Origin of the sequence: Saccharococcus sp. Marseille-Q5394 (assembly GCF_946901335.1) — a bacterium.
In the GTDB taxonomy this organism is placed as follows: domain Bacteria; phylum Bacillota; class Bacilli; order Bacillales_A; family Planococcaceae; genus Sporosarcina; species Sporosarcina luteola_C.
In genome coordinates this window covers 1855665-1870020 of the sequence record NZ_CAMPPQ010000001.1, presented here as the reverse complement: position 1 = coordinate 1870020, position 14356 = coordinate 1855665, and the positions used below count along the sequence as shown (strand labels likewise).

The following is a 14356-nucleotide window of genomic DNA, read 5'->3' as shown; positions in this document are numbered from 1 at the left end:
TTTCATAATCATTTTCGATCTTCAATATCCATCTTCGTGCCATCGTCAAAGTCGATTTCCAAATCGAACTTCGTATACGTGTCTATTCCAAACCACTCCATAATCTTTGCTATGACGTCTTTTTCGTCCATACTCTTCCCTGTCACTACTTTAACGAAAAACGGATCCAGTTTATTGAAAGCTTCCTGATCCCTCAAATTCATACTAGCCAACTTATTCACATACTTGGCCTCATGACCTTTCGCTACTTCATACTCCACGTCAATGACATCTTTCCCATCGACCTCTATCTCCAAGTCGAATTTATTGAAGCCGTACCCGTCCCCTGTATTCAACGTGTCGCCTGACTGATCATTTTCATAGATAAGCGTAGCATCCTCCCGTTTAGGATTATCCGCATTTTTGCCCCCATTTCCGCACGCGCCCAAGACGAGCACGATAGCTAAAAAGAGCATGACGATCTTCATATTGTTCCTCATGATCGCAAACCTCCTGTTGTAGTCTTCTGTTCAGTAATTTCCTTCATTACGCAAAATTAAACACAAAGGCAATTTCGGAGGAATCGCGACATGAGGTAGGGGAGGAATGGGAGCTGTCCGCAAGCATTTATTTAAATCCGCTGGAATTGTGGTTAAGTGGTGATGAAAATGGCTTGAGTGGTGATAAAAGATGTTTAAGTGGTGATTACGATGGCGTGAGTGGTGATAACCAGCGTCCAAGCGGTGATAAAGTACTGTCGACCGGTGAAAACCTATTTTATGGCGTAGGGGAATGGGTGAGTTTATGCTAATCGGTGGTAAACTCGTCCGAATCGGTGGTAACGTGTCGAGAAACGGTGATAAACTCGTTCGAATCGGTGATAACACCCGTCAATTCGGTGATAACCACTTTTGACGCCATAAAAAAACAACCGGCGTTTTCGCCAGTTGTTCCTATCTACCATTTCGCGCGGTGGTCTTCCGCGCAGCCGAGCATTTGCCGGATTCTGAGCGTCGAACCGTCGTGCAGTTTGACGCCTCCGTTGAAATAGCCGACAAGTTGGTTGACGTTCGTTTGTACAAGCTGTGCATTCGTCTTTGATTTTCGTTCGAAAAATGGAGAGAAAGTCAAATTTACATCGTCGGAAAACTTTGTCCCGATATGCCAAGGACGCATGTAATTGTCTTTGTCGTACGTGAAGATGACATCCTCATGCAGTTTCGTCATGACGCCGTCCACAAACACCGCATTTTCCGTCATGCCCGTACCGTCAGTCCATTTACCGCCAAAATTCAGCCCGATCCGCCGACCGCCTAAACGCTGGGAAGCCATCGCCCAATTCCACTCCGCTTCGCGAGGCCAGACGCCGCGTCCGTAATCCAGCACTGCAAAGCTATAATCAGGATTGAAATCATAACGTTTCTCCCCGATCTTCACGAATCCCGTCGTCGGCAATGTATGATGTTTCGCTGTGAATTGGAACCGATCTCGGTTGCGGGGGATGACGACGTTCAACGAATCGTCCTCTTCCGGATGCGTAATATGCAGATCGGCATGGAGCACTTCATTATCAAAGTCCGGTATCGTCACAGATAGATGGGTTTCTCCTTGCAAATGGACCAGCTGAACTGAAATCCGCTCATTGACGAACTTTACACTGCCAAGTACGTCTTCAGGCATCTTCACCCTCCGCCCGACAGGAAGCACAACCTGCTTCTCATAGAAGCGCTGCGTCTCGTAATCGAGCATGTAGACGAAACAGACAGCTGCATAATCCATATGGCTGATCGCCGCTGAAAATAGAAGGTCCTCACCGAACACACACCAATAATTCCATTTCTTCTTCCGCATGAAATGGCCTTTCAGATTGCTTATAATGAACGGACGACGGGCAAATCCGATCGCTTCGGGATTCAGCATCCCTTTCTGATCGCACAGAAACACCGTATCCTTCAGTTCTTTTTCTGCATGTTGCAAGGAGATCTCCCCCATCTATTGTCTTTTTTCTATGACATGTTATAATCTATATTGTAGCAGATTTACGGGGCATTAGCTCAGCTGGGAGAGTGTCACGCTGGCAGTGTGAAGGTCACCGGTTCGAGCCCGGTATGCTCCATTTTAGGAAACCTCATCAAATTAACTTTTGATGAGGTTTCTTTTTTATTTCAGTTGGTCAAATATCTTGTTGTCGTGCTACGTGTGCCCGATTGAAGAAAGGGAGATGAAAAAGTGGAGGGTATGGTATTTCAAATAAGAAATGAACACGGCAAACAGTTGTATGAAATTTTGGAGGGTATTTCAGAATCTTCTTGGTATTGGTCGATAGTCCCGGAAGAATCATATTACTCAAGTAGTAATAACTTAAATGATTTTCGTTCGTCATTATTCTCAGAATCCGAAACAATAATGGATGGCAAATCATTCATGAAGCACATTTCTAAAGAAGATTACTATTTAATATTTGCGGATATTAAAGCCTTTCCTACTTTAGAAAGCATAATAACTATTAATAATGAAACGGATTTCATGAAAAGTTCCTGCAAACTAGGGCTTATAGTGGTTGATTCAGTACAAGTAATTATATATTCACGAGAAAAACAAATTCTCCTGGATATTTCAGAGCGTGCCGAATCCTTGGGTTATAGAGACATCCGATTCTTGAATAACAAAGATACAATTTCAGCCGTGTGGGGATGGATGTAGTAACAGAAAGTGACCATTGGTGGAGCAATAACAAGGGGCACAGTAATGAATAATAAGTTTATGAACGGGGATGGTATCAGTTAACTTGCGATATCTTCTCCGTTCTTTTATTTGTAATTGACATGACACCATTAAGTGTCTTATTATAAGGACACCAAACAGTGTCTAATTCACACATGAGGAGGGGAGGATTTTGATTACTACTGACCAAGAGCGCGACGTTTTTGTAGCGATTGCAGATCCGACTAGACGAAAGTTAATAAGGTTACTGGCAGGTTCAGAGGAGATGGCGCTATACGAATTAACCGCTCATTTTCAAATGGGGCGTACTGCAGTTTCTAAACACTTGGCTATCCTCAAGGAGGCTGATTTAGTAAGGAATCGTAAAATCGGCAGAGAAACAAGGTATCGATTAAATGCAGCTCCCTTACAGGAAGTTAAAGATTGGTTATCTTTTTATGAGGAATTTTGGAATGAAAGAGCGGCAATACTTAAGAATATACTGGAGGAATAGACTATGGCTGATTTAGCATTAGATTTTCAATTCAAGAGTCCCGTTAATAAAGTATGGGATGCCTTAACGAATTCAGAAACACTTGCAAAATGGGTAATGGAAAATAATTTCAAACCGATCGTAGGATACAAATGTCAGTTTCGTAATGAGGCAATCGGTTTAGTTGTAGAGAGTGAAGTATTGGTAGTGGACGAGCCTAACAAGTTATCGTACACATGGGTCGGTGGGCCGATAAATACAATCGTCACATGGACGTTAAAGCAAGAGGGTGAAACTACACACTTACATCTTGAACATACCGGTTTTGAAGAAGAAAACCAGGCGGCATTCAATGGCGCGAAATATGGTTGGTCAAGTATGGTGGACAAGTTGAGTAAACTGTTAGGAGAAATGTAAATGGGCTTTTTTCAAGACGCAATAGCGATATTTAAAAAGAGGGATTTAGTATTCATTAAGAGCTACAAGGAATCAGAAAATGTGTATACGTTCCTATTTGAAAAAGAGAAGGATGTAACGTGGAAAGCAGGACAACATGGTTTGTTTACAATTACTCATAAGAAAATAAAAAATGGAACACGGCCAATTAGTCTGGCATCTGCTCCCTCGGAAGATATTGTTCAACTAACACTTGGTATTAATGATACGCCGAGTGAGTTCAAGAAGGCGATGTTAGAGCTGCAACCGGGCATGAAAATAAGGATGAGTGGGCCAGTAGGGTCGTTTTATTTAAAAGATGACAGTCCTACCATCCTAATCGCAGGTGGAATTGGGATTACACCATTTCGGTCGATGCTGAAACAGATCGTGGCGGAAGGGAATGGAGTCGGAAAACAAATACACCTACTTTATATTGATAGCAAAGGGTCATTTGTCTATAAAGATGAACTCGATAAAATTGCTGACAATACTTCGGTAACTGTAACTTACCTTGATTCGAGGAGTGATTTACAACAAGAGATAAGCAAGCTGTCCGGCTTATATCTGAACAATGGTACCTACTATATTGCAGGACCTAAGACAATGGTGGAAACTCTCTCCGGTCACTTGCAAGGCAATTCTATATCGAAAAAGAGCATTAAAAAGGATGTCTTTTTTGGGTACTAACGGCTTTATGCACAATTAAAGGAACCTTATCAAATTAACATTTGATCGGGTTCTTTTTTATTTGCTTCTTCCAGGCAAGTCCTTGTGAATTTTGTGTTACTGCTATCTTTTTTCAATCGCCATACGTAAGTTCGAGATGACTCCAAGCAATACTATTAATGAGCAAACTGTTTTTTCAAAAGGTGTTCCAAACATTTGTTGTATAAACCCAAAAGACCAAAGTGCGACAAAAAGCCAGCAAATATAGGTTATTCCTCTTTTGTGCGTATGTGGAATATTTTTGCCGGCAATCAGAGTGAATACTCCTCCAATAATAGAAATAAAGATACTGATAATCGATATTGGTAGCTGCGCAGCGAAGGATTCAGAGCGTCCGCCATTAACCCATGTGAATGGAATAATGCCGCTAATAATTAGAACATGGATGCAAACAGTCAAGGCGTAAAAAATAAGCCCCATAAATACAGCAGTTTTCAAGTTGATTTTCCTAAGTTTCTCTAGTATAAAATCACCTCATTTCTTCCTTTTATCATTTTATTTAATCTAGTGAGATACTATTACTACTTGATTTTCCATACGACGCGTTTTTTGTGCTCAAGCCTCAACTGAATTTCTAAGCTTAGATAATAGGTTTAAACTAACCTCTTTAGTTCACTAAGAAAAAGGGCTTTAGGCTTTACTCCTTCAACAATCGTACCCGTTACAATTTGATAGGGGCTCTTATTATTTGCTTGGTCAATGGGCAGGGCACATATGCATACAAAGATGAATATCTTAATGGCGAAGTCATTATGTTAACGGAGGAATCGTTATCGGATATTTTGTGAACGTAGAGCCAGGTGTGAATTTATTCGTTGAGGATCTAAACCCACAAGGCAATAAGACCATAGTGTTTATACATGGCTGGCCATTGAGCCATAAACAGTTCGAATATCAGTTTGATGTTCTCCCATCAATGGGGTTTCGTTGTATCGGCATAGACTGGAGGGGCTTCGGAAATTCGGATAAACCTTTCGATGGCTATACGTTAGATAGACTAGCTGATGATATCCGTGCTGTTGTGGGTGCGCTACAACTAGAGAACTTTGCGCTTGTTGGACACTCAACGGGTGGATCCATTGCGATTAGATATATGACCAGATACAAAGGTTACGGGGTATCCCAGCTAGTCCTTGTCGATGCGGCAGCCCCACTAGGATTCTCTACAGAAACAGCAAATCGATATCTTACACAAACGTTAAATGATCGTCCAAATATGATGCGGGATGTAATTGATGGTTTTTTCTTTCAGTATATAACTAACCAATTCTCTGATTGGTTTTTTCAGATGGGCATGCAGGCTGCAGGATGGTCGACCGCTGCAATCATACAATTGTTAAGAGATTTGAATTTGTATAAAGACCTATCGGAAATTAGTGCCCCCACGTTAATCATTCATGGTATTCATGACAAAGTAATTCCATTTTCACAAGCAAAGGAGGTAAATGAACTTATTCCGAATTCGCGGCTAATCTCATTCAAATATAGTGGTCATGGCGCTTTCTGGGAAGAACGCGATAAGTTCAATCGGTTGTTGACACAATTCATTCGATAGTAAACTCATGCTACTCTACTCGTTTTCATACGATGAGACACGGGGGTGTTCATGAATTGTATAACCGGGAAGCAGCGGTCAGGTATGCGGATGAATGGTGGAATCGCAGGAATCCGGCCTATCCTGCATTCGATGTCGACTGTACGAGTTATATTTCACAATGTCTACGCGCTGGCGGGGCGCCGATGTATGGGTATCCAAACCGCGAACGTGGCTGGTGGCTAAAAGGGGGGACGTGGAGCTTCAGTTGGTCGGTTGCACATTCAATGCGATGGTATTTGGCGGGTTCCAAGAAGGGATTGACTGCGCGACAAGTCTCTTCGCCTGAGGAGCTAGATCTAGGTGATGTCATTTGCTATGACTTCCAAGGGGACGGACGATTCGACCATACAACGATCGTCACGGCGAAGGACGGCGCCATGCCTCTTGTCAATGCTCATACGTATGATGCGTACCATCGGACATGGGATTATAAAGACTCCTATGCATGGCGGGAAAATGCGAAGTATGTCTTCTTTAAAATCAATGATTATTTCACGTGAAGCGGAAAAAGACGGAGCCATTCATTCAGGCAATCCGTCTTTTTATATTTTTTTACTTGTGGAAATAAACATAGATGCATCTTCATGCACAAAAATACGTTCTCCATGATGGAAAGTCTTCATGTCAATTGATGTAAACCCAACATCGGACAACCTTTTCTGCAGTTCTTCATGCGAGAAGCCGTTATGAATTTTCGGGTGATTCACATTATCGTTTTTGTCAAAATCAATAATGATCAGTTTTCCGCCATCGTTTAAAATATTGAAAAGTTCTTTAAGGATTTTTTCGGTATTCGGAATATGAAGGAGGACGAGAGACAGTAAAATGATGTCGGCCTTTAGTTCAGGAGTTTCTTGAGTGAAATCGGAAAATAGAACTTTTGAGTTGGTGATCCTATTGCGAGAAATTTTAGCTTCCGCAACCTCCAACATTTTTTTGGAAGAATCGACCAACAAAACAGAATCCACTAAGTCTGCTAGTTCCAAACTGACCAAGCCAGTACCACTGCCATAGTCTAGTAAAGATTTTGATGTGCTATTTTGTAATTCTGGTCTTACTTCGTTAACAATCACTTTAGCTAATTCGATTCTTTCTTCTGTATCATACCTTTTTGCCATCTGTTCAAAAACGTTATTTTCCATTTATTCTGCTCCTCTTCATAATTAAATTCAGCTACATAATGGATATTATAGCAAGGGTCTCGATAACAAAACACCTCTTCCCGGCATAATCAGGAAGAGGCTATATTAAGAATGATCACGTTTAAATTTTTCTATGTTTATTCATACCACAACATTGCAATTGTCCCTTCGCCTGCATGAACGGCGAGGGTGGAGCTGATGTCGCCGATTTCCACGCTAAGCCCCGGCACTTGGCTGAGAATCAAATCTTTCAATTGCTCTGCCTGTTCCGGTACGTTGCCTTGCATTAAATACACATTTCCTTTGCCTTTCGGATGGCCTTCTGCAACCTTATCGACTAAATACTGTAGCGCCTTTTTTTCCGAACGGACTTTATCAATCGCTTCCAATCTCCCATCAGACGTGATTTGGATGATCGGCTTCACTTTCAACAAGCTGCCGAGGAAGAATTGGACGCCACTCATCCGGCCGCCTTTGTACAACTGTTCCAGTTGGCCGATGTAAATGAAATTCTTCAATGTAGACGTCATTTTTTCGAGCTGTTCTTTGATTTCTGGTACGGATGCTCCTTCGTTTTGCAATTTCATCCCTTTCTCTATCAACCCGGTGATCCCATATGACAAGGAGAGGGAATCGATAAAGGTGATAGGGAAGCCCACGATATCAGCGCCAGCCATGGAAGAGGAGAGCGTGCCGCTCAACTTGGCTGATACATGGATTGCGATTGCTTGCTCATAGTTTTCCGCAATCTTTTTAAACTGCTCGGCAAATTCACCGGCTGACGGTTGGGATGTCTTTGGAAACTCCGTCGCGTTCTTAATGTTTTCGTATAATTGTGTTGGTGTCAGGTCAACACCATCGACAAATTGCTTTTCCCCGAAATGTATATTCAACGGAATCGAATAGAAATCAGGGTGATTTTTGAGTTCTTCTGAAATATAGGCAGTGCTGTCTGTTATCCATGCTATCGGCTTTTTTGTCATTTGGCAGTCATCCTTTTCTAAACATTCGCTTCTTTCATTACTATACTACAGAAAGTAATCCTGCGGAATACAAATAGGATTAAAATTTGGAAGATCATTGAAACTGACGAGGATTTCCCTAGTCGCTCGCTTTTCGTGTATAATGGTCGACAGTATGATACAAAGGGGAGTTCATAATTATGAATGAACAAGCACTTTCGGTAAGAGAAGCAATCATTAACCGCCGCTCGGTTAAAAACTTTAATGGGCAACCGGTCGATCTTGAAAATATAATGTCCATCTTGGAAGATGCCAGATGGGCGCCGAACCATGGTTTACGTAATCCGTGGCGTTTCATCGTTGCCGCCAACCAGGAATACGTAAAGTTCCAGGATGTCCTAAGAGAATATGGCGTTCCTAAGTGGAAAGAGTTGTCCGAAGAGGACTTGGAGAAGCAAATGAAGAAGTTCCGCGCACCTGGAGCCGTCGTCTTCGTCGTCGTCAAAGAGGATGTACGCCAGAAGGAACGACTGGAAGATTTTGCAGCGGCAAGCGCGTTGATTCAAAATGCGATGCTTCTTGCATGGGACCAGGGAATCGGGACATGCTGGAAAACACCGCCATTCATCGACAATCCGAAATTCCGTGAAGAGCTTGGCGTAAAGTCTGGCGAGCGGATCATCAGCATGCTGCAATTCGGCTATTACGATGATATTCCAAAAAACCGTGTACGTACACCGCTTGAAGACATCGTCACGTTTTATGGTAAGGAAGACGAACAGGAAGAAGCATAAGATAAAAGAGCTGTCCGGAAAGTCGACTAATGACTTTCTGCGACAGCTCTATTTTTTTATGAAGGAGTGCCGCACTTAAGAATTCGGATTTGCGCTCAAGACAAGCCGGTCCGCGCTCAAAGCAAGCCACTCCGCGCTCAAAATTGAGCTTTTGCGCTCAAAGCAAGCCGCCACGCGCTCAAGAATCCGCATTCGTGCTCAAAATTCCAATTCCGCGCCCAAGACAAGCTGCTCTGCGCTCAAAGCCGCTTCATATTCAAATTTATTTCTTCAAATCATCCTTCGAAAACTGTGCAAGCTCATAATAATAATCCCCAATAACGCGCAAGCCTTTATCGAAGTTCTCCAAATGGAAATGCTCGTTAGGGGCATGGAAATTCTCGCTCGACAGGCCGAATCCCATAAGGACAACCGGCAAATTCAAAATTTCATCGAATGCTGCCACGATCGGAATCGACCCGCCCATTCGCGTAAAAGCGGTCGGCACATCATATACTTTTTCATATGACTTGCCTGCAGCTTGGATGGCTGGATGATCGAAAGGCGTGATAAAAGGCTTTCCTTTATCGAACTCGCTCACCGTCACCGATACACCGGCAGGTTTATGCTTTTCGATATGAGCCTTCAATTTCTTTACGATGTCCTCCGGATCCTGGTCGGGAACGAGACGGCAAGTGATTTTTGCGCCGGCTTCAGATGGCAATACGGTTTTGATGCCTTCTCCTGAGAAGCCACCGAAGACGCCATTGACTTCCAAAGTAGGGCGTGTCCATGTCCGCTCCAAGTACGAATAGCCTTTTTCGCCGAATAGCTCGCCGACGCCGATTTCCTGCTTCAATGCATCCTCATCGAAGTTAAGTGCTTCGTACGCAGCACGTTCTTCATCCGCTAACGGACGTACATCCTCGTAAAAACCGTCGACTGCAATCGTCCCTTCCTTATCATGGAACGATGCGAGGATTTCGGAGATGGCGTGAATCGGATTTTGCACACCGCCTCCGTAAATACCTGAATGCAAATCGCCTTTTGCACCTCTGACGTCAATCTGGACGCCGGCAAGTCCCCGCAATCCGTAACAAATCGCTGGCTTTCCAGGTCCGTACATGCCGGTGTCGGAAATGACGATAATATCGGCCGCCAATTTCTTTTTATTCTCCTCGATATATTTCTCGAGGTTCGGACTGCCGATTTCCTCTTCACCTTCAATGATGAATTTGACGTTCACCGGCAAGCTTCCGTTTTCATTCATGAGTGCTTCGACCGCTTTAATATGCATGAACACTTGGCCTTTGTCATCACTCGCCCCGCGCGCATACAATTTATTGTCGCGCACTTCCGGTTCGAACGGGCCGCTTTCCCATAGGTTCAACGGGTCGACAGGTTGGACGTCGTAGTGCCCATAAAACAGGATTGTCGGTTTTCCTTCCGCATGAAGCCAGTCCCCATAGACGACGGGATGTCCTTCCGTCTCATCTATCGACAGGTTTTCAAGCCCCGCCTGGTGGAATGAATCCTTTAACCATTCAGCCGCTTTTTGCATATCAGACTTATGCTCTGACAAAGCACTGATGCTAGGAATACGAAGGAAATCTTTCAATTGCTCCAAATGCTCTTCCCGTTTAGATGTGAAGTACGTGTCTATTTTCTCCAACTGACTCATAGTGAATCCCTCATTTCAAAATTATTTCGTGAATGAAAGTATTATATCATGTTGGTAGGAATCAAGTTATTCAAAAGGACGGATTTGCTATGAGTATGTTATGATGATATGTAAAAGTTGCTAAATGAACGAACTGTTGAAGTACAGAAACTCCGGGAGGAATCACTTTTGTTTATAGCACTAGGGTTCTTTTTACTTATGTCGTTCTTCCTTTCAGGGAGTGAGACGGCCCTTACTGCGGTCAACCGCATGAAAGTTCAGCTTCGTGCCGAGCAAGGCGATCCGAAATCGATCAAGCTAAGAAACTTGATTTCGAAGCCGGATCGGATGATCACGGCCATCCTAATTGGAAACAACGTAGCAAATATTATGATGCCGACAATTGTCACAATGATTGCAATCGATAGAGGTTTGAAAGTCGGGGTTTTGACAGGGATTTTGACGGTCGTGCTCATCGTATTCGGGGAAGTGTTGCCGAAGACGATTGCAGCGACGTTTGCCGATCGAATTGCCTACGTCGTAGCGCCAACGATTTCGATATTAGTCGTACTGTTGACGCCATTGACGGTTCTCCTCTCTTTATTCACGAACATCTTCGTTCGTATCATTTCGAAAGGTGCTGTAACGGAAGCTACGTTGACGAAGGAAGAGCTCCGTTCCATGGTGGACATCGCTTCGACGGAAGGGACATTTGAACAGGAGGAATCGCTCCGGTTAAAAGGTGTTCTCGATTTTCCGGAAAAAGACGTCTCTGATGTAATGGAAACGCACCGCACCGATGTGATCGGGCTGCCGATTGAATCGACATACGAAGAAGTACGCGATACGATATTGGAATACTTCTATACACGTTATCCGATTTACGAGGAAAGCATCGATAAGGTCGTTGGGATTTTCTATTCGAAGACGTTGATCGAATGGTCCATGCATCCGGACAAGAAGCTTGCCGATTTGATGGATGAAGAGCCTTTATTCGTAGTCCAGACAGCAAGCGTCGAAAAAGTGTTCAAACTTATGCTTGCGAATAAAAAACATATGGCCATCGTGCTCGATGAATACGGCGGAACGCTTGGTATCGTCACACAAGAGGATATTATCGAAGAAATGATCGGGCAGGATATCGAGGATGAAACCGACTTTGATGAAGAAGTGCTCGTTTATGAAAAGAACGAGGACCTGTTAATCTGTCATGGACGCCTTGAAATTGTCGACGCCATCGACTTACTCGACGTCGAATTGCCGACCGACCACGAAACAATTGGCGGATTCGTCATGCAAGAGCTCGGCCATGTACCTGAAGAAGGGGAACGTTTTACATACGAAAACCTGTACTTCGAAATCGAGGAAATGGATCGCAGCCGTATCGTTAAAATGAAGATCACGAAGCGGTATGATCAGGAAATTGAACAAGAATGACGAACGCCCCGCAGAAAATTGCGGGGTGTTTTTTATTAGTGAAACTTACAACTTTGTAAGTTTAGTGAAAGGCAAGTCGATAGTTTGTAATGGAAGATTCCTTGATAATAAGGACAACAGTTACAAAACGGAGGAGTTATCATATGAAAATCGACTTGACAGAGCTATATGATGAATATGGCCGTTACATATATCATTTATGTTTGAAATTGACTCGCAATAAAGAGGAAGCTGAAGACCTCATGCAAGACGTATGGGTCAAGGTTGTCCGCTACAGCGGAAAGATGGATAGTGTAGACCGTATGAAAGCTTGGCTGACGACAATCTGTATGAACACATTCCGCGACCGTTACCGGAAGGATGTCAGAAGAAGCAAACACGTTATGAACCAACCTGAAACATTGGACGTTCCGATACTCGATTTGGTTCCCAGCGACAATCCGACACCGAGCGAATTGATCGAACAAAACGACATCCAGCTCATGGTGCAGCAGAAAATCGGCGAATTGGACAGCATTTACCGGACAACGATTGAATACTTCTATGTATACCAATATTCGTTGATCGAAATCGCCGAATTGATGAAAGTATCGATCGGCACAGTGAAATCCCGTCTGTTCCGTGCGAAGAAGTACTTGAAGGAATTAATGATGGACGACACAACAGTGAGGGAATACGTCACTGCTTAATCGGATAAATGAAAAATGCCTCTTACACGGGGCATTTTTTATTTTATGCGTATTTGTGAGAGTTTATGGACGTTTATAGCGGTTTATGCGCATCTATACCGATTTATACGCTTTTATCATGATTTATGGACTTCTGTGAGGAGTTATGCGTTATTGGAGGAGTTTATGCGCTCTTGAAGTGGAATTAGTAGTTTGCATCAAGCCAGTTAGGGGAACTTGTAAAGGCAAGTAGAATACGGGGTTGATTGAATGAAGAAAACGAAAAAATGGGTGAGTCCGAAATGGATCATCCTTATGGCCATTCTATTATTCACATTCCTATATGTAGGTGTGATTGTTTGGCATACATATAAACCGCTCCCGGATAATCTGAATTACAAGGGGGATATCCATTGGACCGACGATGTTGAGATGCTCACCGACCTTACGTACGCCCAAAACAAAAAAGGCGATGGGATGGTGCATGAGCTCTCCATCTTTGATGAAATCTACAAAATGATTGACGAGGCGGAGGAGTTCATCGTCCTTGATTTCTTCCTCATGGACCATTATACGGATGAAAAAATCGACTTTCCTAACATCACGGAAACGCTGACGGAGAAATTGATTAAAAAGAAAAAAGAGAATCCGAAAATGCCTATCATTTTTATTACCGACCCCCTTAATACTGGTTACGGCTCTTATGAATCGAAATGGTTCAGCCAAATGGAGGACGCCGGCATTGAAGTCGTCTATACCAATCTCGATGATCTGCGAGACTCGACGCCTATCTATTCGGGGCTCTACCGGACTATCTTCCGCTGGGTAAACTTCGAAAAGGAAGGCTGGATCGCCAATGCAATGTCGAGCAAAGCACCGAAAATGACACTGAGATCCTATATGATCCTATTGAATGTGAAAGCGAACCACCGGAAGACGATGGTGACGGACAAGTCAGCAATCGTGACGTCAGGCAATCCGCATGACGCGAGCGGCCTCCATGGCAATGTCGCCTTGAAAGTGAAAGGCGCAGGCATTTTAAATGATATTTTAGAGGCAGAGGAAGCGGTCGTCCGCTATACAAATGGCGGCTCCTTGCCGCGTGTGAATACTGAGGAGGAGCCCGGCGGCGATTATGCAGTCCAATACTTGACGGAAAAGAAGATCCACGATGCACTTCTCGGCGACATTGCCGCAGCCCAAGAAGGGGATACGATCCGCATGGGCATGTTTTTTATTGCAATGCCTGATATCGTTCAGGCGATTGTCGATGCATCGAATCGCGGCGTCCATGTCCAAATGATTTTGGATCCGAATGAAAACTCGTTCGGCAATGAGAAGTCGGGCTTGCCGAACCGTCCAGTTCTTCAGAAGATGATGGACGAGACGGATGGTGAGCTCGATGTCCGGTGGTACAATACGGTCGTCGGACAATACCATACGAAGCTCGTCGTTGTCCAGACGAAGCAGGAAACGTATATTACGAACGGCTCTGCGAATTTGACGGATCGGACGCTGAACAATTACAACTTAGAGGCAAATTTGAGGGTCGTCGCGTTGAATGACAGCGAGCTAGTCGAAGACATCGATGACTATTTCGACCGTCTTTGGAACAATGAAGACGCTCTTTACACACTCGATTTCAAGGAGTATCAAGATGGATTCACATTCTTCCAACGGGGCATCTACCGCCTTCAGGAATTATTAAAACTGACAACCTATTAAACGCCCAAAAAGGCTGTCCACGAACAGGAATCCCGTTCGTCGGCAGCCTTTTC

Annotated in this window: 17 protein-coding genes and 1 tRNA gene; 12 read left to right on the top strand and 6 right to left on the bottom strand. The window is 43.7% G+C overall.

The genetic code is table 11. From position 1 onward, the window contains the following. Window positions 1-8: 8 nt before the first annotated feature. Window positions 9-479 carry a YusW family protein gene (locus tag OC538_RS08985; protein WP_262174543.1) on the bottom strand — a complete coding sequence of 157 codons (471 nt, stop codon included), beginning with the start codon at window positions 477-479 and terminating at the stop codon, window positions 9-11. 292 nt (window positions 480-771) lie between these two features. On the opposite strand from OC538_RS08985, the gene OC538_RS08980 reads away from it, so the two are divergent. Next, window positions 772-894 carry a hypothetical protein gene (locus tag OC538_RS08980; RefSeq protein WP_262174538.1) on the top strand — a complete coding sequence of 41 codons (123 nt, stop codon included), beginning with the start codon at window positions 772-774 and terminating at the stop codon, window positions 892-894. Window positions 895-936: 42 nt separating this feature from the next. Here the strand turns inward: OC538_RS08980 and OC538_RS08975 are convergent, their stop codons facing one another. Next, window positions 937-1971, bottom strand: a complete 1035-nt coding sequence (locus OC538_RS08975; RefSeq protein WP_262174535.1) for a DUF2804 domain-containing protein — start codon at window positions 1969-1971, stop codon at window positions 937-939. A 51-nt stretch (window positions 1972-2022) separates the two neighbouring features. Between OC538_RS08975 and OC538_RS08970 the strand changes: the two genes are divergently transcribed. The 5 genes from OC538_RS08970 (at window position 2023) to OC538_RS08950 (ending at window position 4300) form a co-directional block, all read left to right on the top strand. Beyond that, window positions 2023-2095: transfer RNA gene (locus OC538_RS08970), tRNA-Ala, on the top strand. Between the two features lie 122 nt (window positions 2096-2217). Then, the gene (locus OC538_RS08965) at window positions 2218-2682 is read left to right on the top strand and encodes a DUF2691 family protein (protein ID WP_262175249.1); all 465 of its coding nucleotides are present in this window, start codon (window positions 2218-2220) and stop codon (window positions 2680-2682) included. A gap of 193 nt (window positions 2683-2875) precedes the next feature. Beyond that, window positions 2876-3196, top strand: a complete 321-nt coding sequence (locus OC538_RS08960) for an ArsR/SmtB family transcription factor (RefSeq protein WP_251693442.1) — start codon at window positions 2876-2878, stop codon at window positions 3194-3196. Window positions 3197-3199: 3 nt separating this feature from the next. Then, a complete protein-coding gene (locus tag OC538_RS08955; protein ID WP_251693443.1) occupies window positions 3200-3592 on the top strand; it encodes an SRPBCC family protein in 393 nt (130 codons plus the stop codon). Further along, the gene (locus OC538_RS08950; RefSeq protein ID WP_262174530.1) at window positions 3593-4300 is read left to right on the top strand and encodes an FAD-dependent oxidoreductase; all 708 of its coding nucleotides are present in this window, start codon (window positions 3593-3595) and stop codon (window positions 4298-4300) included. A gap of 102 nt (window positions 4301-4402) precedes the next feature. On the opposite strand, the gene OC538_RS08945 is transcribed toward OC538_RS08950, so the two are convergent. Next, window positions 4403-4777 carry a hypothetical protein gene (locus OC538_RS08945; RefSeq protein ID WP_262174528.1) on the bottom strand — a complete coding sequence of 125 codons (375 nt, stop codon included), beginning with the start codon at window positions 4775-4777 and terminating at the stop codon, window positions 4403-4405. A gap of 334 nt (window positions 4778-5111) precedes the next feature. On the opposite strand from OC538_RS08945, the gene OC538_RS08940 reads away from it, so the two are divergent. Then, on the top strand, window positions 5112-5894 hold the full coding sequence (locus OC538_RS08940; RefSeq protein WP_262175245.1) for an alpha/beta fold hydrolase: 783 nt from the start codon (window positions 5112-5114) through the stop codon (window positions 5892-5894). Window positions 5895-5950: 56 nt separating this feature from the next. Continuing rightward, window positions 5951-6436, top strand: coding sequence for an amidase domain-containing protein (locus OC538_RS08935; RefSeq protein ID WP_251693446.1), 486 nt, complete (start codon window positions 5951-5953; stop codon window positions 6434-6436). 42 nt (window positions 6437-6478) lie between these two features. Here OC538_RS08935 and OC538_RS08930 read toward each other — a convergent pair whose 3' ends face one another. After that, a complete protein-coding gene (locus tag OC538_RS08930) occupies window positions 6479-7078 on the bottom strand; it encodes a class I SAM-dependent methyltransferase (RefSeq protein ID WP_251693447.1) in 600 nt (199 codons plus the stop codon). A 137-nt stretch (window positions 7079-7215) separates the two neighbouring features. After that, window positions 7216-8061 (bottom strand): DegV family protein, encoded by an 846-nt coding sequence (locus tag OC538_RS08925; RefSeq protein ID WP_262174522.1) that lies wholly within the window; start codon window positions 8059-8061, stop codon window positions 7216-7218. Between the two features lie 179 nt (window positions 8062-8240). Between OC538_RS08925 and OC538_RS08920 the strand changes: the two genes are divergently transcribed. After that, the gene (locus OC538_RS08920; protein WP_251693449.1) at window positions 8241-8834 is read left to right on the top strand and encodes a nitroreductase; all 594 of its coding nucleotides are present in this window, start codon (window positions 8241-8243) and stop codon (window positions 8832-8834) included. 262 nt (window positions 8835-9096) lie between these two features. Here OC538_RS08920 and OC538_RS08915 read toward each other — a convergent pair whose 3' ends face one another. Then, complete coding sequence (locus OC538_RS08915; RefSeq protein WP_262174519.1) at window positions 9097-10494, bottom strand: dipeptidase; 1398 nt, start codon at window positions 10492-10494, stop codon at window positions 9097-9099. A 168-nt stretch (window positions 10495-10662) separates the two neighbouring features. On the opposite strand from OC538_RS08915, the gene OC538_RS08910 reads away from it, so the two are divergent. The 3 genes from OC538_RS08910 to OC538_RS08900 all read left to right on the top strand — a co-directional run bounded on the left by OC538_RS08910 (window position 10663) and on the right by OC538_RS08900 (window position 14303). Then, the gene (locus OC538_RS08910; protein ID WP_262174517.1) at window positions 10663-11910 is read left to right on the top strand and encodes a hemolysin family protein; all 1248 of its coding nucleotides are present in this window, start codon (window positions 10663-10665) and stop codon (window positions 11908-11910) included. 143 nt (window positions 11911-12053) lie between these two features. Further along, entirely contained in the window at window positions 12054-12599 is a 546-nt protein-coding gene (locus tag OC538_RS08905; protein WP_251693452.1) for an RNA polymerase sigma factor, read from the top strand. Window positions 12600-12848: 249 nt separating this feature from the next. Continuing rightward, window positions 12849-14303 (top strand): phospholipase D-like domain-containing protein, encoded by a 1455-nt coding sequence (locus OC538_RS08900; protein WP_251693453.1) that lies wholly within the window; start codon window positions 12849-12851, stop codon window positions 14301-14303. Window positions 14304-14356: the final 53 nt, after the last annotated feature.